18 protein-coding genes, 1 tRNA gene and 1 pseudogene are annotated in these 23,706 nt (G+C 65.8%); 12 read left to right on the plus strand and 8 right to left on the minus strand.

The window, feature by feature from the left end:
• The 6 genes and pseudogenes from Q0982_RS00005 to Q0982_RS00030 form a co-directional block, all read left to right on the plus strand.
• Window positions 1-206 (plus strand): annotated as a pseudogene (locus Q0982_RS00005) (hypothetical protein); the annotation flags it as partial.
• Window positions 207-253: 47 nt separating this feature from the next.
• The gene (locus Q0982_RS00010; RefSeq protein ID WP_299390637.1) at window positions 254-742 is read left to right on the plus strand and encodes an Rrf2 family transcriptional regulator; all 489 of its coding nucleotides are present in this window, start codon (window positions 254-256) and stop codon (window positions 740-742) included.
• Between the two features lie 58 nt (window positions 743-800).
• Window positions 801-1,898: a cysteine desulfurase family protein gene (locus Q0982_RS00015; RefSeq protein WP_299390639.1), complete on the plus strand. Its 1,098-nt coding sequence runs from the start codon at window positions 801-803 to the stop codon at window positions 1,896-1,898.
• A gap of 11 nt (window positions 1,899-1,909) precedes the next feature.
• Window positions 1,910-3,133 (plus strand): IscS subfamily cysteine desulfurase, encoded by a 1,224-nt coding sequence (locus Q0982_RS00020; RefSeq protein ID WP_299390641.1) that lies wholly within the window; start codon window positions 1,910-1,912, stop codon window positions 3,131-3,133.
• A 53-nt stretch (window positions 3,134-3,186) separates the two neighbouring features.
• The gene (locus tag Q0982_RS00025) at window positions 3,187-3,516 is read left to right on the plus strand and encodes a ferredoxin family 2Fe-2S iron-sulfur cluster binding protein (protein WP_299390643.1); all 330 of its coding nucleotides are present in this window, start codon (window positions 3,187-3,189) and stop codon (window positions 3,514-3,516) included.
• 32 nt (window positions 3,517-3,548) lie between these two features.
• Complete coding sequence (locus Q0982_RS00030; RefSeq protein ID WP_299390645.1) at window positions 3,549-3,884, plus strand: hypothetical protein; 336 nt, start codon at window positions 3,549-3,551, stop codon at window positions 3,882-3,884.
• 35 nt (window positions 3,885-3,919) lie between these two features.
• Here the strand turns inward: Q0982_RS00030 and Q0982_RS00035 are convergent, their stop codons facing one another.
• From Q0982_RS00035 to Q0982_RS00055, 5 genes are all read right to left on the minus strand, one after another.
• Window positions 3,920-4,564, minus strand: coding sequence for a CatB-related O-acetyltransferase (locus tag Q0982_RS00035; RefSeq protein WP_299390646.1), 645 nt, complete (start codon window positions 4,562-4,564; stop codon window positions 3,920-3,922).
• A gap of 48 nt (window positions 4,565-4,612) precedes the next feature.
• The gene (locus tag Q0982_RS00040) at window positions 4,613-5,509 is read right to left on the minus strand and encodes a LysR substrate-binding domain-containing protein (RefSeq protein WP_299390648.1); all 897 of its coding nucleotides are present in this window, start codon (window positions 5,507-5,509) and stop codon (window positions 4,613-4,615) included.
• A gap of 24 nt (window positions 5,510-5,533) precedes the next feature.
• Complete coding sequence (locus tag Q0982_RS00045) at window positions 5,534-5,740, minus strand: hypothetical protein (protein WP_299390650.1); 207 nt, start codon at window positions 5,738-5,740, stop codon at window positions 5,534-5,536.
• A 113-nt stretch (window positions 5,741-5,853) separates the two neighbouring features.
• Window positions 5,854-7,131, minus strand: a complete 1,278-nt coding sequence (locus tag Q0982_RS00050) for an adenylate/guanylate cyclase domain-containing protein (RefSeq protein WP_299390652.1) — start codon at window positions 7,129-7,131, stop codon at window positions 5,854-5,856.
• 26 nt (window positions 7,132-7,157) lie between these two features.
• Complete coding sequence (locus tag Q0982_RS00055; protein ID WP_299390654.1) at window positions 7,158-7,646, minus strand: DUF302 domain-containing protein; 489 nt, start codon at window positions 7,644-7,646, stop codon at window positions 7,158-7,160.
• A gap of 189 nt (window positions 7,647-7,835) precedes the next feature.
• Between Q0982_RS00055 and Q0982_RS00060 the strand changes: the two genes are divergently transcribed.
• Window positions 7,836-9,155 carry a S9 family peptidase gene (locus tag Q0982_RS00060; protein WP_299390656.1) on the plus strand — a complete coding sequence of 440 codons (1,320 nt, stop codon included), beginning with the start codon at window positions 7,836-7,838 and terminating at the stop codon, window positions 9,153-9,155.
• Here the strand turns inward: Q0982_RS00060 and Q0982_RS00065 are convergent.
• Both Q0982_RS00065 and Q0982_RS00070 read right to left on the minus strand, forming a co-directional pair.
• Window positions 9,142-9,753: a TetR family transcriptional regulator gene (locus tag Q0982_RS00065; protein WP_299390658.1), complete on the minus strand. Its 612-nt coding sequence runs from the start codon at window positions 9,751-9,753 to the stop codon at window positions 9,142-9,144. The two genes, Q0982_RS00060 and Q0982_RS00065, sit on opposite strands and share 14 nt — an antisense overlap.
• Window positions 9,750-10,775, minus strand: a complete 1,026-nt coding sequence (locus tag Q0982_RS00070) for an aldo/keto reductase (RefSeq protein WP_299390660.1) — start codon at window positions 10,773-10,775, stop codon at window positions 9,750-9,752. The genes Q0982_RS00065 and Q0982_RS00070 overlap by 4 nt, the downstream gene beginning before the upstream one ends.
• Before the next feature lie 181 nt (window positions 10,776-10,956).
• Here Q0982_RS00070 and mnmA point away from each other — a divergent pair, with 181 nt between their 5' ends.
• Together mnmA and Q0982_RS00080 are read left to right on the plus strand one after the other, a co-directional pair.
• Window positions 10,957-12,096 (plus strand): tRNA 2-thiouridine(34) synthase MnmA, encoded by a 1,140-nt coding sequence (mnmA, locus tag Q0982_RS00075; RefSeq protein ID WP_299390661.1) that lies wholly within the window; start codon window positions 10,957-10,959, stop codon window positions 12,094-12,096.
• Between the two features lie 78 nt (window positions 12,097-12,174).
• Entirely contained in the window at window positions 12,175-12,486 is a 312-nt protein-coding gene (locus Q0982_RS00080) for an SCP2 sterol-binding domain-containing protein (protein WP_299390663.1), read from the plus strand.
• A gap of 28 nt (window positions 12,487-12,514) precedes the next feature.
• Here Q0982_RS00080 and Q0982_RS00085 read toward each other — a convergent pair whose 3' ends face one another.
• On the minus strand, window positions 12,515-14,389 hold the full coding sequence (locus tag Q0982_RS00085) for a radical SAM protein (protein WP_299390665.1): 1,875 nt from the start codon (window positions 14,387-14,389) through the stop codon (window positions 12,515-12,517).
• Window positions 14,390-14,707: 318 nt separating this feature from the next.
• Here Q0982_RS00085 and Q0982_RS00090 point away from each other — a divergent pair.
• The 3 genes from Q0982_RS00090 (at window position 14,708) to Q0982_RS00100 (ending at window position 23,629) form a co-directional block, all read left to right on the plus strand.
• A tRNA-Met gene (locus tag Q0982_RS00090) sits at window positions 14,708-14,784 on the plus strand.
• Between the two features lie 579 nt (window positions 14,785-15,363).
• A complete protein-coding gene (locus Q0982_RS00095) occupies window positions 15,364-23,283 on the plus strand; it encodes an RHS repeat-associated core domain-containing protein (protein ID WP_299390667.1) in 7,920 nt (2,639 codons plus the stop codon).
• Window positions 23,284-23,287: 4 nt separating this feature from the next.
• On the plus strand, window positions 23,288-23,629 hold the full coding sequence (locus tag Q0982_RS00100; RefSeq protein WP_299390669.1) for a hypothetical protein: 342 nt from the start codon (window positions 23,288-23,290) through the stop codon (window positions 23,627-23,629).
• Window positions 23,630-23,706 lie beyond the last annotated feature (77 nt).

Here is a 23,706-nt window from a genome sequence, read left to right on the forward strand (position 1 = left end):
TCGTGGCTTACGGAACGCCCACCGGCAACATTCCCGATCCGGTCGCCCGTGCCCTCGACGGGCTGCTGGACGAGGTGCAGAGCCTGCGCGCAAGGGTGAATGCCCTCGAAGGTGGCGGCGCGGATACCGGCAATGGACGCGAGCCTGCCGGCGCCGGCGATGAACGCGATGACGAGACCTCAGAGACGGCCGAAGGCAAGTGCTGACGCATTAAGGGCCGGCACGGATTGAGGCCAACGAAAGGAAGGCAGACGTGAAACTGAGCACCAAGGGCCGCTACGCAGTGATGGCGATGTGCGACCTCGCGACCCATGCCGAGGGCAAGCCGGTGGCGTTGGCCGATATCGCCGAACGCCAGGAGATCTCGCTCTCCTACCTGGAGCAGCTCTTCGCCAAGCTGCGCCGTGGCGGCTTGGTGAAGTCCGTGCGCGGGCCGGGCGGCGGCTACCTTCTGGCCCACAAGGCCGGCGACACGCGGATTTCCGACATCATTCTTTCCGTCGATGAACCGATCAGAGCCACGCGCTGCATGCCGGGCCAGCCGATCGGCTGCCGCGGCAACCAGAGCCGCTGCCAGACCCACGATCTCTGGGAGGAACTCGGCAACCAGATCTATCTCTATCTTTCTTCGGTGACGGTGGAAGATGTCATCGCCCGGCGCATCCTGGGCACCAGCGGTGTGATGCCGGGCAGCTGCGGCGCCGAAGACGTCTCTCCTCTGCTGGTCGAAGCAGGCGAGTGACCCCGCGTCAGCGTCACCGGACAGGCGCACCGACAGGGATATCCCGGCACAGAAGCTTATGACTGCCTACCTGGACTACAACGCCACTGCGCCGCTGCGGCCCGAGGCTCTCACCGCCATGACCAAGACCCTGGCGGCGCCGGGCAACCCTTCCTCGGTGCACAGCGCCGGCCGCCGGGCCCGCGCAGCTGTCGAGCGCGCCCGCGAGCAGGTGGCCCGGCTGGCGGGCGCCGAGCCGGCCTGGGTGATCTTCACCTCCGGCGGGACAGAGGCCAACAACACGGCGCTCAAGGGGCTCGGCGGCCCGGTGTTCGTGTCCGCCGGCGAACATGACTCCGTCCTGCAGGCGGTTTCGGAGGCGCGCCGTCTGCCGCTTCGTCCCGATGGCCGCGTCGATCTTGCCGCGCTGGAGACTGCGCTGGCGGAGGCGCCGCAGGGCGCTGTGGTTTCGGTGATGCTGGCCAACAACGAAACCGGTGTCCTTCAGCCCATCGAGGCGGTGGTGGACCTGGCACGGGCGGCCGGTGCCCGGGTGCATTGCGATGCGGTGCAGGCCGCCGGGAAGCTGCCGCTGGACATGCGCCGGCTCGGCGTCGACTGCCTGACGCTTTCCGCTCACAAGCTGGGCGGGCCGCCGGGGGTGGGCGCCCTCTTGTGCCGTGACGACGTTCCCCTGGCGCCGCTGCTGCGCGGCGGCGGGCAGGAGCGCAGGCGCCGGGCGGGAACCGAGAACCTGCCGGGCATTGCCGGCTTCGCTGCGGCAGCCGCGGCGGCCGGGCGCGACCTGCCGGGGTTTGCCGAAGTCGAGGTCCTGCGCGACCGCCTGGAAGCGGGGGTCCGCGCCCTTGCGCCCGACGCCATTGTCTTCGGTGCCGAGGTGGAGCGTCTTGCGAACACGAGCTGTCTGGCGGTCGCAGGATTGCCGGCGGAGACCCAGATCATGGCCCTCGATCTTGCCGGGGTCGCGGTCAGCGCCGGGGCGGCCTGCTCCTCCGGCAAGGTGCAGCCTTCCCATGTTCTGACCGCCATGGGAGCGAGCGCTGCCGAAGCGGCCTCGGCCATTCGCGTCAGCCTCGGCTGGCAGAGCACCGAGGCCGAGGTCGACCGCTTTCTGGCCGCCTGGGGCGATCTTTACCGCCGCAGCCAGGCGGCATAGAGAAGAAGCGTATGGCAGAGCAGCAGAAGACCAGCGAGCAGGAGTCCGGGGCAGGGCGGCCCAACCGTTCGGTGCAGCCGGTCTATCTCGACAATCAGGCGACCACGCCCACCGACCCGCGGGTGGTCGAGGCCATGCTGCCGTTCTTTACCGAGCGTTTCGGCAACCCGCACTCGACCGGCCATGCCTACGGCTGGGACGCAGAGGAAGCCGTTGAGCAGGCGCGCGCCGAGGTGGCGGCGCTGATCGGCGCCTCGGCCCGCGAAATCGTCTTCACCTCCGGGGCCACGGAGTCCAACAACCTGGCCATCAAGGGCGCGGCCCGCTTCCACCGCGAGCGGCGCCCGCACGTGGTGACCTGCACCACCGAACACAAGTGCGTGCTGGAGAGCTGCCGCCAGATGGAGCGGGAGGGTCACCGGCTCACGGTTCTTCCGGTCCGGCCCGACGGCCTGATCGACCTCGATCTGTTGTGGGAGACGGTCACCGAGGAGACGGCGGTTGTTTCCATTATGGCGGTGAACAACGAGATCGGCGTGATCCAGCCGCTGGCGGAGATCGCGGCTATCTGCCGCGAGAAGGGGGCCTACTTCCACTGCGACGCGGCCCAGGCGGTCGGCAAGATCCCGCTGGATGTGACCGCCGCCGGGATCGATCTGCTCAGCATCTCCGGCCACAAGGTCTATGGGCCCAAGGGCGTCGGGGCGCTCTACGTGCGCCGGCGCCCGCGGGTCCGCCTGGAGCCGCTGATTGACGGCGGCGGCCAGGAACGGGGCCTGCGCTCCGGCACCCTGCCGACACCGCTCTGTGTCGGCCTTGGCGTGACGGCGCGCCTGGCGGCCGCGGAAATGGCGGAGGAGACGGCCCGGATTTCGCGCTTGAAGGACCGGCTCCTAGAGGGCATTAGACGCCGCTTGGATGGCGTGCAGGTCAACGGCCATGCCGAGCAGCGCATCGCCGGCAACCTCAGTCTGGCTTTTGAGGGCGTGGATGCGGAAGCTCTGATGCGGGCGACACCGCGGCTTGCGGTCTCGACCGGATCGGCCTGCACCTCGGCCTCGGTCGAGCCGTCCTACGTGCTGCAGGCCCTGGGCCTGCCGGAGAAACTGTCGCGCGCGTCCTTGCGGATCGGGATCGGACGCTTCACCACCGAGGCGGAGATCGATGTGGCGATCGAGGAACTGGTGAGCAAGGTGCGCGCCCTGCGCGCTGCGGGCAGCCAGGCCGCGGAGTAGCCACAGTGCCCCGCTGGCGCGCATTGTGATTTGCAGAATGGGAGCAGGGTTTTATGCCGAAGTTGGTGTTCATCGAAAAGGACGGTAACCGCAAGGAGGTCGATGCCCCCAACGGCCTCTCCGTGATGGAGATCGCGCATCGCTTTGACGTCGATATCGAAGGGGCCTGCGAGGGCTCGCTGGCCTGCGCCACCTGCCACGTCATCGTCGAAGATGGGTGGTACGGCAAGCTGGGCGAACCGTCTGAAGACGAAGAGGATATGCTGGATCTGGCCTTCGGCCTGAAACCCACCTCGCGCCTCGGCTGTCAGATCGTCATGAGCGACGAGCTCGACGGGCTTGAGGTGGAGCTGCCCAAGGAAGTGAACAACATGCTCGGCTGACGCCGGCCTGATCCTTCCCTGAGGATGATGCGATGGAAGAGACCAAGATAGCGGCCAAACTGCCCCATCTGGATGTGGAGATCACGCGGCGCTCCCTGCCGGAGGAGAACGCCGAGACCATTACCCTGCGGATGACCGCGGTGCCGTCGCTCGGCGCCTTTGCCGATCATCTGGCAAAGCAGGGCAGCCTTCCGTTTTTGTCTCTGGGCGCCGCATCCATCATGAATCCCTGGTCCAATCCCTGGGCAAACCCCTTGCTCATGTGGACGCGCCTGACCCAGGCCGCCTGGGCGCCGTGGATGCCGCCTATGGCCCCCCTGCTGCCGCAGCAGCGCGACGACGACAGCGAGCAGCGGACCGAAAGCTAGATTGCGCGGACGCCGCGGCGGGCGCCGACGGCGGATCACCGATCCATTTCCAGGGCTGCCGCTTCCAGGGCTTCCAGGTTTCCAGACACGATGTTTTTGGCCTGCGCGGTGATGGTCGTCGGCGGCCAGTCCCACCAGCGCAGGGCGAGCAGGCGCGCGATGCTGGCTTCCGGCAGGCGCAGACGCACCACCTCCGCAGGATTTCCCGCCACTACCGCATAGGGCGGCACGTTGCGCGTCACCACGGCTTCGGCGGCAATGACGGCGCCGTCGCCGACGGCTACGCCCGGCAGCAGCGTCGCCCGGTGGCCGATCCAGACATCGTTGCCGATCACCGTATCGCCGCGGTGCGGCCAGGCCTCGGGCGCGGCCTCCGCCCAGTCGCCGCCGAAGATTGAAAAGGGATAGGTGGACAGCCCCTCCGTCGCGTGACTGCCGCCGTTCATGATGAAGGTTGCCCCGCTGGCGATGGCGCAGAAGCGGCCGATGATCAGCCGGTCGCCGACAAAGGGGAAGAGATAGCGCACGTTGCGCTCGAAGCCCTCGGGGTCGTCGAAGTCATGATAGTAGCTGAAGTCGCCGACTTCGATCTGCGGATTGCTGACGATGGCCTTGAGGAAGACCACGGAGCGATCTCCGGTGACGGGAAAGCGGGTCAGCGGATCGGGCGTTGCGGCCATAACGGCTCCTTGGGGTCGTCTTCTCTAAGCAGACTGCGGCGTAGCGTGCTAAAGGCCGGGTGCGGGCGCGCGGGCGGTTTCGGAGAGTACCCAGTCCCTGAACTTGCGCACCCGGGGATCGGAAAGCCGCTCGCGGCGATAGACCAGATGGTACCCCTTGCCCGTCGGCACTGTGAGGTCGAAGGGCTGGACCAGGGTGCCGGATGCGAGTTCCTGATCGACGTAGCCCGAATAGCCGAGCATGAAGCCCTCGCCGGCAAGCGCGGCGGTGACCGCCATCGAATAGTCCATGAAATGAAGCTGGCGCGACGGCTCGAAGTCCGCCATGCCGGCGGCTTCGAACCAGAGATCCCAGTCGTCATAGGCATCGCGAATAACGATCTGTCCTTTCAGCGCGTCCGCCGGTGTCAGCCCGGCGACCTTTTTTTGCAGGGTGCTTGTGCAGACTGGGGAGACGGAGAACTCCAGTACCGGTTCCACCTCGGCGTCGGTCCACTGTCCGTTACCGTAGCGCAGCGCCAGGTCCGCCTCGCCGGCCTGCAGATCGGCGATGCGGTAGGTGCTGAGGATCGCCGTGTCGACATCCGGGTGCTGCGCTCTGAAGCGGTGGAATCGGGGCATGAGCCAGCGCATGCCGACCTCGGACGTCAGGCTGATGGTCAGCGGGCGGGCGGTGTCGCGGTCCAGAAGATCGGCCGTTGCCTGTGCCAGCCCGGCAAAAGCATCCTCGACGCCGCCCCGGTAGCGGCGCCCCGCATCGGTGAGGGAAAGCCCCTTTGGCGATCGCTTGAGGAGCTGCACGCCCAGCTCTTTCTCCAGGCCGCGGACACGGTGGCTGACGGCGCTGGGGGTGATGCCGAGAAAGTCCGCTGCCGCGGCCAGGGTCCGCAGCCGGGCGACAGCCTCGAAGGCCTGGATGCCTCTCAGCGATGGAAGAGCGCGCATGGCCGACATTTGATTGAAGAAACTTCAATAGCTATCGCAGTCTTCGCGTTTGATTGTCAATGCAGAACCGCTAACTTTGTCGGTATGTTCGGAAAAATATTCAACCAGATCATGGGCGCGGCGGGCCGCACCCGGCTCCAGCGAGGCACCCCGGCAGAGGGTGAACTGCAGCGTCAGCTCACGGCGCTGATGATCAGCGGGCCGGTTGGCGGAACCGATCCGGTGCTCCATACGCTGCTGCTGGACGGCGTCCCTACGCAGCCGGCGGGGGCACGCGAAGGACCGGTTGCAGCACCGCAGATGCCGTCAGGCCAGCGACGCGGCAAGGCCCAGGGCAGCCGAATTCATGCGCCGAGGGTGAAGAGCTCGTGCGGTTCGCGCACCCCCCGCAGTGCATGAAAACCCAGGGACACGAGGCCTGCGGCACTCTCGCCGGCGCTGTCGCGCAGGGTGCTGGAGATCAGCACGTTGCGCTCCAGCGGCCGGCATAGAGCCTGGAGGCGGCTGGCTTCGTTGACCGCCGGGCCGACGACCGTGAAATCCAGGCGTTCGCTTGCGCCAATGTTGCCGTAGAGCACTTCGCCCAGATGCAAAGCGAGGCCGAAGTCCATCACCGGCTTGCCCGCTGCCCGGCGCTCCTCATTGAAGACAGGGAGGTCGTCACGCAGTTGCGCGGCGGCCGTGAGGGCCTCCTTGCAGACGGCGGCTTCGTCACGGCCGGTCAGGTCGAAGGTTGCAAGCAGTCCGTCGCCCATGAACTTCAGGATCTGGCCATGGTTCTCGTGGACCGGCGCTGCCATGGCCTCGAGGTAGTCGTCGAGCGTTTCCATGAGAACGTCGCGCGGCAGGCTGTCGGTCAGGCGGGTGAAGCCCCGGAGATCGGAGAACCAGATCACGGCCCGGATCGCTTCGGCCGTGCCGCGCTCGATCGCGCCTGTCAGCACGCGGTGACCGGCATCCTTGCCGAGGTACGTCTCGAGCACCGTGCTGGCGACGTCGTAGGTCAGCCGAGACTTTACGGATAGCGCCAGATAGGGAAGCGCCTGGACGACCTGCCCGAGTTGTCCGTCGTCGAAGCCTTCCGGCCGGTCGGTGGCGCAGGAGAAGAAGATCCCGTCGAGCGCCCGCCCTGGACTGTATGGGTCACTGATCGTGCCCGTCCGTTTGGACATGGCCTCCGCCTGCCGGGACTCGTAAGGAACGATGTAGGCGGCGTAGTCGACGAGCCCTTCCGCCCGCAGTTTGGGGAACAGGACAAAATCGTCCGTATCGACGCCGTCGAGCCGCCGGCGCAGCGAAAGAAGTCCCCGGCTGCGCATATGGTGGACCGGGCTTTTCAGGTAGACGTCACGACTGAGAACGGCGCGTTCCTGCGGCGTGTGCTCGATGGTTGCGACGCCGGGCTCCCAAAGAAAGGTGTGCGAACCGTAGCGGGGATGAAGCGTGTACATGCCCATCGACACCCGCTTCATCGGAAAGCCGCTATCGAACACTTTCTGACAGAACCCGGCAATCTGTTCGCCGAGCGGCAGGCCCTGCATGCCCCGCTCGACGAGCCAGAGGTCGAGGCCGTCCAGATCGAGCGGCTTCGCTTTTGGCGGCTCTGATTTCTCCAGACTCATGCCTGCTCCCGCATCGGCTGCCTACCCTAGCTTCCGGTTGCCTCGGCGGCGATCCTCTCAAAGATCGCGTCGAGTTCCTCCGCCAGAGTCTTAAGGGCTTCGCCGCCATCCGCATAGGGTGCGAAGACCGCGCTCGGCATCTTGTAGCTGAGCGTCGCGCTGCCGTCCGCGTTCTCGGTGACGTAAAAGCGGATCGGCGCCTCGATACCGGCGGCGAGGCTGGCTTCCAGCATACGCACGGCGAAATCCGGACGGTAGACGCCGATCACGGTGTTGCCGGGGATGGTCTTGTTCAGCACGCGCTTTGCCCCCAGGGTTGCGCTGGCGCGGGAGACGAGGCCCATCCTGTTGGCGGTGATGGCTCTTTCCAGGCGCTGCACCAGGTCCGTGTAGCTGTGCCCGGTCTTCAGGACTTGCCATCCCGGCAGGGGCTGCGGACTGAGGTCTGCTCGCACGGGTGGCGGCGCTGTGATCAGGCCGGCTGCGAGGATAAGGGCGGCGAGGGCGGTGCGCATAGGCCGTGGTCCTTTCCCGGGTCGGAACGACAATCCCACTCTATCCTCAGGCGATGGTGGGCCTTGCGTAAATTCCCTGTGAATTGGGCGTTCAGCGTCTATGCTCGCGCGGCCATGACGACGACCGATTCGCATCTGCCTATGCCGGGCCGCAACCCGCTTGACTGGGACCCTTTAGGGAACCTCGTCATGCGGCCGTGGTACGACCGCTGTGCGCTTCACCTCGTTGCGCGCTGGTACCTGCCCCTGTCGCGTGCCTGGGCGGCGGCCCTGGCCCATGGTGAGGACGAAGACTGCTTTGCCCGGGCTGTCGGGCAGGACCGCTTTCCCGACGGCTGGACCGGCCGGCGCCTGCGCCGGGCCGTTGCCGCGACCCTCAGGCGCCGGGACCATCATAGAGCGGCAGACGATCACTGGCGCTCGGCCTTCTTCGGCCGCTCGCGGCCGGCGGACCGCGACCTGGTCGAGGCCGAGGCGCACCGCATCGCCTCGGCCAGTACCCTAATGGCTGCGCGCTTCGGGTTCCTGGGCATCCGCAGCCGCAGCCCAGCGGTGGCCTGGCAGGTGCCGGCGCCGCCCGATCAGGACCATCTCGACGCCCAGCACGCCAGCGCCGGCACCTGCATCGCCGCTCCCTTCGACGCGCAGGGGGCTCTGCCGCAGGTCGAGGCATCGCATCCGGTGCCCGGGCCTTTCGGACCGGAGCGTTGGCTGCGCTTCCCCTCGCCGGGCCTCGACGGCGATACGGCCTGGGCGCGGGTTTTCGAGCCGGAGGATGCCGAGGGTGCCCCCACCTTCATCAACCTTCATGGCATCGGCATGGAGCTCGATTTCTGGAAGGGGACCGTCGACCACACTGCGAGCCTCACGCAGCGGGGCCTCAGGGTCATCAGGCCGGAGGGGCCCTGGCACGGTCGACGCCGCTGCGCCGGGTTCTATGGCGGGGAGCCGGCCATGGCCTATGGGCCGGAAGGGTTCCGCCGGCTCTTTGCGGCCTGGGGTGCCGATGTTGCGGTGCTGGTCGATTGGGCGCGGCGCAGCGGCAGCAGGCGGGTCGCCATCGGCGGCGTCAGCCTGGGTGCCCTGACCAGCCAGTTGACGGCCGTTGCCGCTGCCGCCTGGCCGGAGCGGCTGCGCCCCGATGCGCTGATCCTGGTGGCGACCAGCGGCGATCTGCTGGATATCGCCCTGGGCGGCAGCCTGTCCCAGGCGGTGGGTTTCGGGTCTGCCCTGCACCGGGCCGGCTGGAGCGATGCCGACCTCTCCCGCTACGTACCCTTGCTGGAGCCGCGCGGCGCCCCGGTGATGCCGGCGGAGCAGATCGTGATGGCACTGGGCGAAGCCGATACGGTCACACCCTTTGCCGGTGGCCTTGCGCTGGCGCGGCGCTGGGCCGTGCCGCCGGAGAATCTCTTCATCCGCCGGCAGGGGCACTTCTCCGTCTCTCTTGATCTGAGCCGACAGCCGCAGCCTTTGGACCGCCTGGTGGAGATTCTCACCCGCCCTTAGATGGCCGGCCTTGTGCGCCGGTGGTGAGCCCTGCCATCACAAGCTGCCAGAGGGCGTCGAAGTCGTGCTCGATCCCCGGTCGCTGCCAGTCCCCGGCGTGTACGGGGTGATGGAAGCGGATCGTCGCCTGAAACATTGCCCGGGCCGCCTGCTGCGGATCGTCGACGCTCAAGGTCCCTTCGGCGATGCCGTCGGCGATGATGTCAGCCAGTTGCGAGACGAGCTCTTCGATGTGGTCCTGGATCACCGTGCCGGCATCCTCGACCAGGGCATGATAGGTGGCGAAGAGTTCCGGATCCTCCAGCACCTTGCGGCGTTTGACGCTCATAAGGGTGTCGAACCAGCGGCGCAGGCGCTGCGGCGCCGGGCTGCGGTCGGCGATGACCGCCTGCAGGGGTTCAGAGACCCGGTGCAGCCAGCGCGCCGCCACGGCTTCGCGCAGGGCCGACTTGCTGGGGAAGTGGCGGTAGATGGTGCCATGACTGACGCCGAGTGCCCGGGCCACGTCGACCACCGTGGTCTTGGCCGGCCCGTAGCGGCGGAGCACCTGCTCCGCCGCATCGAGAATGCGCTCTGCTGTCAGTACCGTCTCGGTCATGCGCCCGGCGCTGCCGCCCTTTCACTGTCGAGGATGGCCATCTGGTCGGCAGCATAGCGGTCTCCTGCCGCCGCCTGTGGCCCCACCGCTTCTTCTATACGGGCCAGATCGCTTTCTGTCAGGTGCAGATCGAGAGCGCTCAGCGCTTCGTCCAGCCGCTTGCGCTGGCGCGCCCCGATCAGGGGGACGATGTCGTTGCCGCGTGCCAGCACCCAGGCGATGGCCAGTTGCGCGACGGTGACCGAGCGCTCCCAGGCGAGCCCGCGCAGGGTCTCCACCAGGGCCAGGTTGTGGTCCAGGTTCTCGCCGTGGAAGCGCGGCAGGTGGCTGCGGAAGTCCCTGGGGAGCTCCCTGGCCCCGGCGCTGCGCTCCGGCGACCAATGGCCGCTGAGGAGGCCGCGGGACAGCACGCCGTAAGCGGTGATCCCGATGCCCAGGTCCCGGGCCGTCGGTAGGATCTCTTCCTCGATACCGCGGCTGAGCAGTGAGTACTCGATCTGCAGCGCGGTGACCGGGTGCACCGTCTGGGCGCGGCGCAGGGTCTCCACCCCCACCTCCGAAAGCCCGATGTGTCGGATGTAGCCGGCCTTCACCATTTCGGCGAGGGCGCCCATGGTGTCCTCGATCGGCACCGCGGGGTCCAGGCGGGCCGGTTGGTAGAGGTCGATGGTGTCGGTCCCCAGCCGCTGAAGGCTATAGGCCAGTGCCGTTTTCACCGCCGCGGGGCGGCCGTCGAAGCCGATGAAGGCGCCGTCGGGGCTGCGCTGGGCGCCGAACTTGACGGCCAGGAAGACCCGCTCGCGCCGTCCGCCGGCCAAGGCCTCCCGCAGCAGCAGCTCGTTGTGGCCCATGCCGTAGAAGTTGCCGGTGTCGAGCAGGGTGATCCCGGCCTCGAGGGCCGCGTCGATGGTCGCGAGGCTCTCTTTGCGGTCGGCGGGGCCATAAAAGTCCGACATTCCCATGCATCCCAGCCCCAGGGTCGAAACCGTCGGCCCGTTCTGTCCGAGTTGACGCGTCAGCATTGCCTATACCTCCCGTTCAATGATGGCCGGTTCAATGATTGCAGTCCGATGATGGAGGGATATGAGCAGTGAATGACAAATTTCAATATCTGTCATTTATTTTTTATCCGGCACCCGCTTCCAGGCACCGGGCGAAGCCCCGGCCTTGCGCCGGGGGCCGCTTGGCCTATAGTCCGCCAGCATGAATTCGCTCGGTATCAACAAGGCGGTGGGCGCGACCCGCGTGGTGGTCGCGATGTCCGGCGGGGTCGATTCCTCGGTCACGGCGGCGCTTCTACGCGCCGAGGGCTACGACGTTGTGGGCATCACCCTGCAGCTCTACGACCACGGGGCGGCGGTCGCCAAGAAGGGTGCCTGCTGCGCCGGCCAGGATATCTATGACGCCCGCCAGGCGGCGGAGCGCCTGGACATTCCGCACTACGTGCTGGATTACGAAAGTCGCTTCCGCCAGTCGGTGATGGAGGACTTCGCCGACAGCTATCTGCGCGGTGAGACGCCGATCCCCTGCGTCAGCTGCAACCAGACGGTCAAGTTCCGCGACCTGCTGGCGACGGCGCGCGACCTGGGCGCCGATGCGCTGGCCACCGGCCACTACGTGCGCCGGGTCATGGGGCCGGAGGGGGCGGAGCTGCACCGCGCCGTCGATCGCCGCCGCGACCAGAGCTACTTCCTCTTCGCCACCACCCGCGAGCAGCTCGACTTCCTGCGCTTCCCGCTCGGTGGGCTGGAGAAGGATGCCGTGCGGGCGGAGGCGGAGCGCCACGGCCTCGCCGTGGCCGACAAGCCGGACAGCCAAGACATCTGCTTCGTGCCCCAGGGTTCCTACGCCACGGTGGTGCAGAAGCTGCGCCCCGGCGCCTCCGATCCCGGAGATATCGTGCACGTCGACGGGCGTGTCCTCGGCCGTCACGAGGGTATCATTCATTACACCATCGGCCAGCGCCGCGGCCTCGGCGTTGGCGGCGAGCGCGAGCCGCTGTTCGTGGTGCGCCTGGAGCCGGAGGCCCGCCGGGTGGTCGTCGGGCCCAAGACGGCCCTGGCTACGGATGCGGTGGTGCTGCGCAGCCTCAATTGGCTGGCGGGCACGCCTTTGGAGGCTGCCGGGCGCGCCGTTCAGGTGAAGCTGCGCTCAGTGAGCGAGCCGGCGTCCGCGCGGATCTTCCCGCGCGCGGGTTCCGGCAACGAGGGCGGCGGGGCCGAGCTGGTGCTGGAAACGCCGCAGTTCGGCATCTCGCCGGGCCAGGCCGCGGTCTGTTACGATGGCGACCGGGTCCTCGGCGGCGGCTGGATCGCCGCCGCGGAGAACCGCCTCGCTGCCTGACGGCCGCGTGGCCTGAGAGGCCGCGGGGTCTGATAATGGGTGCCTGAAAAAAAGACCGAAGCGGAGGAGCCACCCGCCATGTCCCTGGAGAGTCTGACCGAACAGTTGAAATCCCAGGCCGCGTTGAACCCGCCGCTGGGCTACCGCGTGCTCTTCGACCTGGGCGAGGAGGGGGCGATCCTCTGGGATGGCAAGGAAACCCCGGCGGAGATCGCGCCGGTGGAGGTCAACGGCACCGAGGCGGACACCACCCTGCGCATCAGCCCCGATCAGCTCGGCAGCCTGATCGATGGCAGCCTCGACCCCACCCTGGCCTACATGACCGGCAAGCTGAAGATCGAAGGCTCCATGGGCGTCGCCATGAAGCTGGCCACCATGCTGGGCGACTGACGGCCCAGATTTCCTCCGCCTGAATTCCCTAGTCCGCCGCGCCGGTTGCGGCGCGCTTGGCGGCTTGGCGCTCCCGCGCCGCGGCTTCCGCCTTGGCCTTGGCGACGGCGGCTTCGGCAGCCTGGTTCAGGTGGAACATCTCCAACTCTTCGTCTTCGGCGCTCACCACCGGGGTCAGCGCAAGATCGCGGTAGGTCTTCGAGGCCGGGTCCGCCTCGACGCGCTTGCGGATCCGGTGCAGGCGCCAGGCGTAGAGGCCGATGCCCGCGTAACTGCGCAGCGTGCGCAGCACGTTCCTGGGATAGAAGAGCAGGGCGTTCTCGCGCGGCAGCTCCGGGCGCCGCTCGGCGCGCACGCGGCGGCGGAAGTAGCCGCACTGCTGCGGATGCACCCGCTCGAAGCCCATGGCGCCGTAGATCTGCAGCAGGTTCTGCCAGATCCGGACCGGCTTGATGCCGTCGGCCATGGCGCGGCGCATCAGGGTCTCCGCGTGCTCCAGGGTGTAATAGTGGTCCCAGGCGTCCCAGTAGGCCTGCTGCAGGTCCTCCTTCGACATCAGCGGATGCTCGAAGGTCACGCACTCCAGGTCGTACTTGTTGAGGTCCGGGTCCATCCAGACGCCCTTGGTGTAGAGAGTCTTGTGATCCTCTGAGCCGGGCAGGGGGGTCAGGATGGTGATCTCCAGCACGTCCACCGGGATCTCGCGCTGGATGATCTCCAGGTCGCGCCGGATGGTCTCCGGCGTGTCGTTGGGCAGGCCCATGATGAAGCCGGCGTAGGTCACCACCTGTCGCGCGCGCCAGGCCTGGAACATCGTGCGGTACTCGGTGATTTTGTTCTGGTTCTTCTTCATCTCCTTCAGGTTGGCCGGGTTGATGCTCTCCAGCCCGATGAAGACCTGCTTGCAGCCGGCCGCCTTGGCCTTGTCGATGAAGCCCGGGATCTTGTGCGCGAGCACGTCGACCTGGATGAGAAAGCGGATGTCGATGCCCTCGCCGCGCAGTTCGGCCATGCGGTCGAAGATCGCCTCCCAGTTCTTGTTGCGGGCGAAGTTGTCGTCGGTGATGAAGTAGTGGGTCACGCCCTGCGCATGGTTGGCGCGGATCAGCCGCTCCACGTCGTCGGCGCTGCGGAAGCGCGACTTGCGGCCCTGCACGTTGATGATGGTGCAGAAGCTGCACTGGAAGGGACAGCCGCGCCCGGCGTCGAAGCTGCTGAGCACGCCGTCGTAGCGGCGCACCAGGGGCTCCGGCAGGAACGGCGTGACCGCACCCTGCAGGTCCGGCAGCTGGTTCATGGCGTTGTAGACCGGCTTCAGCTCGCCCGCCAAGGCGTCGCCCAGAACGCTGTGCAAGTGCTCCTCGGCCTCGCCGGCGAAGAGCGTCACGCCCATGTCCAGCGCCTCCTGCAGGCTTTCGTGCAGCTCCGGCAGCATGGAGAGGCAGCCGCTGACGTGGAAGCCGCCGATGGCGACCTGCTGCCCGGCGGCGCGGAAGCGGCGGGCGATGGCCAGGGCGCGCGGATACTGGTTGGACTGCACGCCCACCAGGCAGACCAGCCCGCCGCCGCCGTCGCGGCCACCCTTGTCGCCATCGGCACTTTCCGCCGCCGCCTGGCGATGGCGCGCGATGATCTTGTTGTAGGGGATGACGATGTTCATCTCGTCATAGGCGTCGATGGCCAGCTCGACTCCGTCGCCCAGGACCCGGCGCTCCTGCAGGTCCTGTGTCAGCCCGTAGAGCGCGGCCAGGGAGTTGGACGGAATCCAGGCCTTCCACCACTGGATCACGTAGCCGTCCTTGTCGTAGTGGGACGGCTTGATCAGGGTGACATGGAAGCGGCGCTTGGCCGAAGCCTCCCCCCCACGGGCGGTTCCGGCGTCTTGCGGTACGGATGCTGTCATCGAATGGCCCCCCTCTGCCCGACGGCAACGGCCAGTCCTCAACACGAAGTCTAGCACGAATGATTAGGTCGAGCTACCGGTGGGCCTGCGGGGCTGGGCAGAGGGCTGGGCAGAGGGCTGGGCAGAGGGCTGGGTAGGGCTGGATAGGCGCTGGGCAGGGGCAGGGCAGGGGAGAGCCCGGGCTGGCGCCGGCCCATCACTCGCCGGCCGGGCGTTACGGCCGCAAGTCGCCGCAGCCGCCCAAAGCCGCTTGACAGGGCAGGGGGCGAGGCCATATACGGCTGCGCGGCCCCCGTGATAGGGTGCCGATCTTCCTCTGGCGGGGTAGCTCAGCTGGTTAGAGCAGCGGAATCATAATCCGCGTGTCGGGGGTTCAAGTCCCTCCCCCGCTACCATCACAACTCAGCGTTTGGTCGAACGCATAGATGCCCAAGAGCCGGCAGGTTTGCCGGCTCTTGTCGTGTCCGTACGGCACCTGGGGCTCCACCGGGTCGCACGATGCGCGCCAACCGCTGACTGCACCTTTTGATGGTAGGCCAAGGCAAATAATCAATCTGCCAATTGAACTTCTGCGGGAATTCTCGTACGCTTTGTGCCCTAAGCGCGTATTGGGGATTTGCGGCTGCTGATTGCAGTTCGGAATAGCGCGCGACAGAGGGGGAAGCACGATGCGGCGCACACTCGGACCCTGAACGACCACTCCTCCTGACCATCATCATCACGTTCTGAAACCGGCTGACCAAGCCGGAACGGGAGAGGTTTGTCTGAGCCACCAGGGGCTCAATGGGGGGCTGAAGATGCTTGATCTACTTGGCAGAACACGGAGAAGCCGGCAGGCAGCCGTTATGTTCGCTGCTTCTTTCATTGTCGTCCTGGCGCTTTGTGCCGGCAGTGCGCCAGCAACGGCGGCGTGGTCCGGCCCATCGTCGTCGACCGTTTGCACGGGTGCCGGTTTCCTCGGGTCATGCGAGACAGTGGAGAAAGCTTGCGAAGGGTGGCGGCAGTTCCGCGATCCGAACCATGCCCACGTCTACAAGATCGAGCCGCTTTACGACAGCGCGGGGAACATCTTTCGGTATGACTGCCATATTACCCTCGATAACCTGCCTCTTTACTACATAGATTTGACAGAACCCAGTTGCCCGGCGGGCTATGAGGTCAATGCGAACAATGCCTCAGGGTGCCAGTTAAACCTCTGGGAGTGGCTGATAGGGCTGCTCTGTGGCGACGGCTCCAACGATACACTTCCGTCGGCCGGCAATCCCATATCGGTCATTTCGGGCAACAAGTTCCAGGTGGTGACGGACTTCGAGACCGCCGGCTCCCATAACCTCGCGTTCACACGCTACTACAACAGCCAAAGCAAGGTGACGACCTCGCTCGGGCAGGGCTGGCGTCATAGCTTCGACCGGAGACTGTTCTTCATCGGCAACGCGCAGGTCGTCTATCACGCCAAGGACGGCAAGGTCCTGACCTTCAACAAGGCCGGGTCTGATTGGCTGCCGGCCAGCGACGTCATCTTTACGCTCACGCAGGTGGGCGATCACTGGGAGCTTAATGACAAACTTGATCGCACCGAAACCTACGACAGCAGCGGCCGTCTTCTCAGCATCACCGAGAGAAACGGGTACCAACAGGCACTGGAGTTCGACGGACCGGACGGTAAGCTCTCGCTCGTCCATGATTCGCACGGCGGCCGGCTGCGCTTCACTTACAACTCGCAGGGCATGCTGGTTTCGCTGACGGACAGCGGAGGTCGGGAGGTCCGCTATAGCTATCGGAAGCTGTTCAACTATGTCGCCCAGGCCGAGACGCTGCTGGAAGAAGTCGCCTACCCAGACAGCACGCCACTGGATCAGGACGATAATCCGCGCGTCCAATACCTCTATGAGAATCCGGCCTTTCCGGTTGCGCTGACCGGTCTCATCGACGAAACCGGCGAGCGCTATGCGACCTGGGCCTATGACAGCGAGGGCCGGGCGATCTCCAGCGTTCATGCGGGCGGCGTCGATGCCTTCGATGTTGCCTACAACCCCGATGGGTCGCGGACCGTCACCAACCCGTTTGGCAAGCAGACCACCTATCATTTCACCACCATCAACGGTGGCCCGAAGGTCTCGCAGGTCGAAGGGCACGCCAGCGCCAATTGCCTGGCCGCCAACGCAGACTACACTTACAACGCCAACGGCTTCCTCTCCAGCACGACAGATTGGGAGGGCAACGTCACCGACTATGTCCACGATAACCGCGGCCTGCTCACCAGCCTGACCGAGGCGGTTGGCACCCCGGAGGAACGTACCACCACCACGACCTGGCACAACGACTTCCGGCTGCCGACGCAGATCGTCGCGCCGCGCCAGATCACAGACCTCACCTATGACAACGACGGCCTGCTTATCGAGCGGACGGTGACGGATACCACGAGCCACGTGGTGCCTTACTCGACCAACGGGCAGACGCGCACCTGGGATTTCACCTACAGCGACGGCGGCGCGGCGCCGGGCACACCACCGCCATTGGCTGACGTACCGCTTACGCTGGTCAACCCGGACGCGGAGACTGGTGACATGACCGGGTGGACGCTGACCGAAGGCGGTTTCACAGTGCGCTCGGCCGTTCCGGACCCGATCCAGGGGAGCTACTACTTCTACGGCGGCGAAAACATGCCGGTCAGCCGCATGCATCAGGATGTGGCGGTTCCTGGTGCGAACCACGCCGAGGTCGATGCCGGCTCGCGCGCCGTGCGAGTCGAATGGCAGCACGACACCTACCAAGGCCGCGCCAACGGCACGGTGATCATCCATTTCCTTGATGCGATGGATCAGTCCATCGGTGACCCCTTCGAGCATCTTCGCTCCGGCATAGCAACCTGGTCTCCCCGAAGCATCGCCGTAGATGTCCCGCCCCTGACGCGGAAGATCCGGCTCGAGGTTCGTGCGATCCGCTTCGATACCATCGGCAATCACTCTTACTTCGACGATTTTTCGATGTCGCTGGAGGAGCGGGACCCGGCGCGGCTTCCTCTTGTCGTCCAGAATCCGCATGCGGAGACCGGAGACCTCACCGGCTGGACCAGCGACCTCGGCAGTTTTTACATCCGAACGACAGAGCCGGTACCGGCGCAAGCCGACCATTATTTTGCGCCGGGAGATTTCCCGGAGAGCCATCTTTCACAAGTCGTTCCCTTTCCGGCCGATCAGTTCGCCGCCATAGACGACGGCCATCGCGATCTCGAGTTGACCTGGCGCCAGTACTCGTTCGACAGCAGCGACTATGGTACCGCCAGCGCCACCTTTCTGGATGGGGGCGGATTCGGCATTGGCCATCCTGTTTCCGTTCCTCTCGCCGCAACGACCTGGTGGCAGGGACGGCAACTCATGGCGGTTGTCCCCTCGGGCGCGCGCTCCGTGCGCATCACCCTGCGCGGGGTCCGGGGTGCGGGCGTTACCAACAACGCCTATTTTGATTTCGTTTTTGCGAATCTGATTCGCACCGATGTGCCCCAACTGCCACTCCCACGCCAGTTGGTCTTCCTCGACGGGCCGCGCGGTGACGTGACGGACACCGTCGACTTCGCCTATGACACGTTTGGTGAGCTGGAGACGGTCACCAACGCGCTGGGCCATGTCTCCAGCATCACCGCGCGGGACGACCGCGGCCTGCCGCTCACGCTGCTCGACGAGAACGGCATCGAGACCGAACTGGCCTACGATCCGCGCGGACGCCTCATGAGCAGCCGGGTCAAGGGGGCGGCCGGCGATGCCGTCACATCCTTCGGCTACGACGCCGCTGGCCTGATGACCGCAGTCACCCAGCCGGACGGCCAGAAGCTCCTCTACGAATACGATGCCGCCCAGCGCCTGACCGCCATCGCCAACGCGCAGGGTGAGCGCATCGAATACACCCTGGATGCCATGGGCAACGTGACGGGCGAGGTTCTGCGCTCCGATACCGGGGCCATCGTGCGCAGCCAGACCCGTGTCTTTGATGAACTCGGGCGCCTGCTGCAGCAGGTCGGCGCCGCCACCCAGACGACCAGCTTCGGCTACGACCTCAACAGTAACCTGACCTCCATCACCGATCCGCTGAACGGGCCGACGACCCAGGCCTTCGACGCCCTGGACCGGCTGGTCCAGATGACCGATCCGCTGAACGGCATCACCGGCTACGGCTACGACGCCCAGGACAACCTGGTCACCGTCACCGACCCGCGCGGGCTGGTCACCACCTACACCTACAACGGTTTCGGCGAGGTGATACAACTGGAGAGCCCGGACACCGGAACCACGGTGTTCACCCTGGACCCGGCCGGCAACGTGCTCTCCCAGACCGATGCCCGCGGCGCGGTGACGGCCTTCACCTACGATGCGCTCGACCGGCCGCTGACCCGCAGCTACCCGGCAGCACCGGCGGAGGACGTCACCTACAGCTACGACGACGCCACCCTGGGCAACCGCGGCGTTGGCCGTTTGACGGGTGTTACCGACCGGACGGGGTCGACCGGTCTCACCTATGACGACTACGGTCACCTGGTGGAGGAAAGCCGGACCATCGGCGGGGTGGTCTATGTGACGCGCTACGACACCGACGTCGCCGGCAACCTCCTGCGGATCGTCTACCCCGAGGGCCGCATCGTCAGCTACGGGCGCGACGACCTGGGCCGTGCCACCTCGGTTCTGGCCCAGGCCGACGCGGCGGCGGCCCCGGTGGTCGTCGCTTCGGACATCGTCTACGAGCCCTTCGGGCCGGTCTCGGGGCTCACCTTCGGCAACGGGGTCGCCCTCGACTACCTCTACGACCAGGACTATCGCCTGACCGGCATCGTCGCCGGCGACGGCGTCACCTCGGTACAGGATCTGACCCTTGCCTACGACAACGCCGACAACATCACCGCCATCACCGACGCCCTGGACGCCAGCCGCAGCCAGAGCTTCCAGTACGACGATCTTTACCGCCTGACCCAGGCAATCGGGCTCTACGGCACCATCGACTACGGCTATGATGCCGTCGGCAACCGGACCAGCCGGACCATCGACGATATGGCCGGCCTGCTGACCGAGACCTACACCTACGACACTGCCAGCAACCGGCTGCTGACCTTGAGCGACGGGGTGACCACCCAGGGCTTCGGCTACAGCGCCAGCGGCCAGATCACCGGCGACGACCGGGGCCTGAGCGACGATCTGGGCTTCGTCTATGACGACAACGACCGCTTGGTGCAGCTCCAGATCGCCGGCCTTGCAGAGACCGACTATCGCCACAACGCCTTCGGCGAGCGGGTCTCCAAGGAGCAACTGGCGACCAACGTCGTCACCCACTTCCACTACGGCGCCGGCGGCCAGTTGCTGGGAGAGAGCGACGACCTCGGCGCCTTCCAGCGCAGCTACATCTACCTCGACGGCCTGCCCATCGCGCAGATCGAACCGCTGGGCGGTGGGGGCGGGGCCCAGAGCGACCAGAGCCTGGACAACGACAGCCCGGAAGCCATTGCCCTCGGCAACTGGTCGGCAGAAGCGACTCTGCCCGGTCATGAGGGCGTGGACTACCTGGTCCACCCGGGCGCCGATCCGGTGCCCGCCGGCGGGACGGTGCTGGACAACGCTTCGCCGGACTTCTCCACCACCGGCCTCTGGCCGGAGGCCAGTGCCCTGCCGGGCTTCGAGGGCGCGAACTACCAGGCCCGCAGCGCCAGCGGCCCCTTCGCCGATCAACTGGAGGTCGACAACCTTGATGCCGCGGTGACCGTCGCTGGGCCCTGGAACACCGCCAGCCGAACGCTTGGGGGGCACTCGGGACCGAACTACCTCTGGCGTCACGAGAACGGCATCTCCGCGGAGACGATCCATATTGATAATCTTGACCCGGCTTTCTCGATAACCGGATATTGGCGGCCGACGCCCTATACGGGCGGCGGCGCGCCCTACGGCACCGATATGGTCTACGCAGCGCCGGATGCCGATCCTGCGGATACCCTGACAGTCGACAACGCCTCGCCCGGTTTCAGCACCTACGGTACCTGGCAAACATCGACCTGGAACGGCGGTGGTGGGCGGCTCGGCCTTGATGCGCGCTGGATCTACGCGACCACCGTGTCGCCGGATGCGACCGTCGTCGACAATCAGGATCCGGGGTTCAGTTTCACCGGCAGCTGGAACACATCCGGTTGGACCGGCGGAGGCGCAGTCTATGGCGGGAACTTTCTCTGGCAAGAAGGCGTCCCCGGTGGCCCCGCATCGCATACGGCTACCTGGACGCCGGATATTCCGACGAGCAAGCAGTACCGTGTCTATGCTTGGTGGAATCAGGCGGGCGACCGGGCTTCTGACGCAACCTATACGGTTCACCATGCCGGCGGCAGTACGGATGTCGTTGTGGATCAGCGTACCAACAACAACCGTTGGAATTTGTTGGGCACATTCAATCTGGATTCCGCCAGTAATCACCGTGTTGAGCTTACTAACGAGGGCAACGGCCGGATCGTCGCCGACGCCATTCAGTTTTTCCCGGTCGATGGTACGCCCAATACCGCAACCTGGACGCCGGTGATACCTGTTAGCCAGGATTACAATGTCTATGCCCGCTGGACCGCCGAAGGCGGGCGCGCGCAAGATGCGACCTACACCATCCATCATGCCGGCGGCAGCAGTGATGCAGTGGTCGATCAGCGCATCAATGGCGGGCAATGGGTCTTGCTCGGCAGCCATACCTTTGCGCCGGGCAGCAACCACCGGGTGGAGTTAACGAACTTCGCCCGCGGTACCACGCTTGCCGATGCGGTGAAGTTCGAGCCGGTGAACCCGGACCCTGCCGCGCCGCCGCCGACCGCGACTTGGACGCCCGACATCGCGGCGACGCGGGAGTATGCGGTCTACACGCGCTGGTCGGAGGCGGCCAACCGTGCGCCGGATGCGACCTACGTCATCCACCATGCTGGGGGATCATCGCCGGTGGTGGTCGATCAGACAGCCCTCGGCGGTCAATGGAATCTGCTGGGGACCTATACCTTCGCGCCGGGCAGCAACCATCGGATCGAGTTGAGCAACACCCCCAGCGGATTCGTCTTCGCCGACGCCATCCAGATGATCCCCACCGACGGCGCGCCTAACAGCGTGAGCTGGGCGCTGAACGTACCGGTGGACGAGTTCTATACCGTCGAGACCCGTTGGATTTCCAACGGCAACCGGGCGACAAACGCACCCTTTACCGTGAACCACCTGCTCGGCAGCGATACTGTACCCATGAATCAGCAGGTCGATCTCGGGGTCTGGAAATCGCTGGGCAGTTATCTGATCCCCGGTGACGGTTCCGGTTCCGTGGTACTCACCGATGAAGCCAATGGGGAAGTGGTTGCAGACGCCGTGCGCCTGACGGCCGACCCTTCCCAGATCCGCACGGCCACCTGGGCCTACACGCCGGCGGAGAGCGGCGACTACCGGGTCTTCGCGCGCTGGCCGGAGGGGCCAGGCCACGCCACCGATGCCAAGTACACCATCCAGCATACCGGCGGCCCCACGGTGGTGACCGTCAGCCAGGCCCAGCGCGGCGGCCAGTGGAACGAGCTGGGCGTCTTCGCCATGGAGGCCGGACTTGCCTACGGCATTACCCTGTCGGACGACGCCAACGGTGTCGTCGTGGCCGATGCCCTTTATGTCGTGAAGGCCGAGCCCCTCACCGACGCCGTCACCTGGGCGCCGGTCCTGCCGGCGGCGGGAGCCTATCAGGTCTACGCGAAATGGACCTCGGACGAGACGCGGGCGAGCGACGCGCGCTACAGCATCGTGCACGACGGTGGCACGGCGGAGGTCACCCGTAACCAGCGGGTCGGTGGCGGCTTCTGGCAGTATCTCGGCAGCTATAGCTTCGATCCGCTCAACAATCCCACGGTCACCTTGGTGGCCAACGGCAACGGCAGCGTGGCGGCGGACGCGGTCCGCTTCGTCGGCGGCCCGGCAGGGACGGCCGACATCGCCTACCTGCACACGGACCACCTGGGCACGCCCCAGGCGATGACCGATGCCGGGGCGCAGCTCCTCTGGTGGCGCGACCAGACGCCCTTCGGCCAGACGGTCGCGACGGGTGGCTTCAGCCAGAACCCTCTGCGCTTCCCCGGCCAGTTCGCCGACAGCGAAAGCGGCCTCGCCTACAACTACTTCCGCGACTACGACCCGGCGCTGGGACGATACATACAGAGCGATCCCATCGGGCTGGAGGGCGGCCTCAACACCTACGCCTATGTCCACGCCAACCCTCTGCGCTATACGGATCCGACGGGCGAGGCGGCTCAGCTTGTACCGATCATTATCGGTGTCGCAGTCGGTGGAGCTCTTGAATGCTACTTCACCGGCACGATTACGGCTGAAGGACTTCTCATCAGTGCCGTTCTCGGCCCCGCTGGCGGGATGCTCGGCAGAGGGGCTTGGGCGCTGGGCGTGCGATACCTGCCGGGCCTGCGCCGGGCGGGTGAGGCTGTCGGAAAGGGAGTCGGTGCTGCACGTAACTCCATTGGAGGAAGAGTCGCCAGTACGGCGATTAGCAGCTTTTCGGCAAGTACATACGGAGCGCTGAGACGAGCAGGACTCAAAGATGCTCATCATGTGATTCAGGATGCTGCCGTCCGAAACCTACCAGGTTATAGTCGCAGCCGCGCGCCTGCAGTCCAGCTATCGGGACCGTCAACACGTGTCGGATCTCCGCATTATGCTGCGACACAAGTACAGCGGCAGGCGGGCGGTGGGTCATATGCTGCCGAGCGCAGGATCGGGTACAAAGCACTTCGGCGCGGCGGTACTTCTCGGCAAGATGCTAGGAAAGCGATTGAGCAGTCTGATGACTACTTCCAATCGATTGGCGTAACGCCAAGTACAACAACCCGCATTCCTGGGAATCGGAGATAGAGATATGCCCCTAGACTCGCGACTAAAGCCCGCAATTTGGGATCTGGTCGAGCACATTGTTAAAGGCGACTTTGGGGCGTTGGAGGTGGATGGTCGAGTAGGGCGATTGACCGCTAGCGATTTAAGACGGGTAATCGCCGAGTATGGCCGCAAGCTGATATCACTACCAGATGATGGGTGGAATTTCGCAGACAGCTATCCCATCGAAGGCTCGGACGCTGAATGGTCTGTCGACTTGCCTCTTTGGACAGTGGAGGAAGGGCTGAGTGACCTGACTTTGACAATGAACATTCGAATTGATAACGATGATGTTATTGTGCGAATTGAAGACTTGCATGTTCTTTAGCATGGCTCAGCTCTACAAATACGAGATCTTATCGTTCCCTAAAATCTTCACGACAGCGACAGCTTCGATCCACTGTT

The organism is Pelagibius sp., assembly GCF_028281305.1.
Classification (GTDB): Bacteria; Pseudomonadota; Alphaproteobacteria; order Kiloniellales; family Kiloniellaceae; genus Pelagibius.

Coding starts and splice junctions, on each gene's coding strand:
- Q0982_RS00015 (WP_299390639.1), top strand. CDS start 801: ATGACTGCCTACCTGGACTACAACGCCACTGCGCCGCTGCGGCCCGAG.
- Q0982_RS00020 (WP_299390641.1), top strand. CDS start 1,910: ATGGCAGAGCAGCAGAAGACCAGCGAGCAGGAGTCCGGGGCAGGGCGG.
- Q0982_RS00025 (WP_299390643.1), top strand. CDS start 3,187: ATGCCGAAGTTGGTGTTCATCGAAAAGGACGGTAACCGCAAGGAGGTC.
- Q0982_RS00030 (WP_299390645.1), top strand. CDS start 3,549: ATGGAAGAGACCAAGATAGCGGCCAAACTGCCCCATCTGGATGTGGAG.
- Q0982_RS00035 (WP_299390646.1), bottom strand. CDS start 4,564: ATGGCCGCAACGCCCGATCCGCTGACCCGCTTTCCCGTCACCGGAGAT.
- Q0982_RS00040 (WP_299390648.1), bottom strand. CDS start 5,509: ATGCGCGCTCTTCCATCGCTGAGAGGCATCCAGGCCTTCGAGGCTGTC.
- Q0982_RS00045 (WP_299390650.1), bottom strand. CDS start 5,740: ATGGAGCACCGGATCGGTTCCGCCAACCGGCCCGCTGATCATCAGCGC.
- Q0982_RS00050 (WP_299390652.1), bottom strand. CDS start 7,131: ATGAGTCTGGAGAAATCAGAGCCGCCAAAAGCGAAGCCGCTCGATCTG.
- Q0982_RS00055 (WP_299390654.1), bottom strand. CDS start 7,646: ATGCGCACCGCCCTCGCCGCCCTTATCCTCGCAGCCGGCCTGATCACA.
- Q0982_RS00060 (WP_299390656.1), top strand. CDS start 7,836: ATGCGGCCGTGGTACGACCGCTGTGCGCTTCACCTCGTTGCGCGCTGG.
- Q0982_RS00065 (WP_299390658.1), bottom strand. CDS start 9,753: ATGACCGAGACGGTACTGACAGCAGAGCGCATTCTCGATGCGGCGGAG.
- Q0982_RS00070 (WP_299390660.1), bottom strand. CDS start 10,775: ATGCTGACGCGTCAACTCGGACAGAACGGGCCGACGGTTTCGACCCTG.
- mnmA (WP_299390661.1), top strand. CDS start 10,957: ATGAATTCGCTCGGTATCAACAAGGCGGTGGGCGCGACCCGCGTGGTG.
- Q0982_RS00080 (WP_299390663.1), top strand. CDS start 12,175: ATGTCCCTGGAGAGTCTGACCGAACAGTTGAAATCCCAGGCCGCGTTG.
- Q0982_RS00085 (WP_299390665.1), bottom strand. CDS start 14,389: ATGACAGCATCCGTACCGCAAGACGCCGGAACCGCCCGTGGGGGGGAG.
- Q0982_RS00100 (WP_299390669.1), top strand. CDS start 23,288: ATGCCCCTAGACTCGCGACTAAAGCCCGCAATTTGGGATCTGGTCGAG.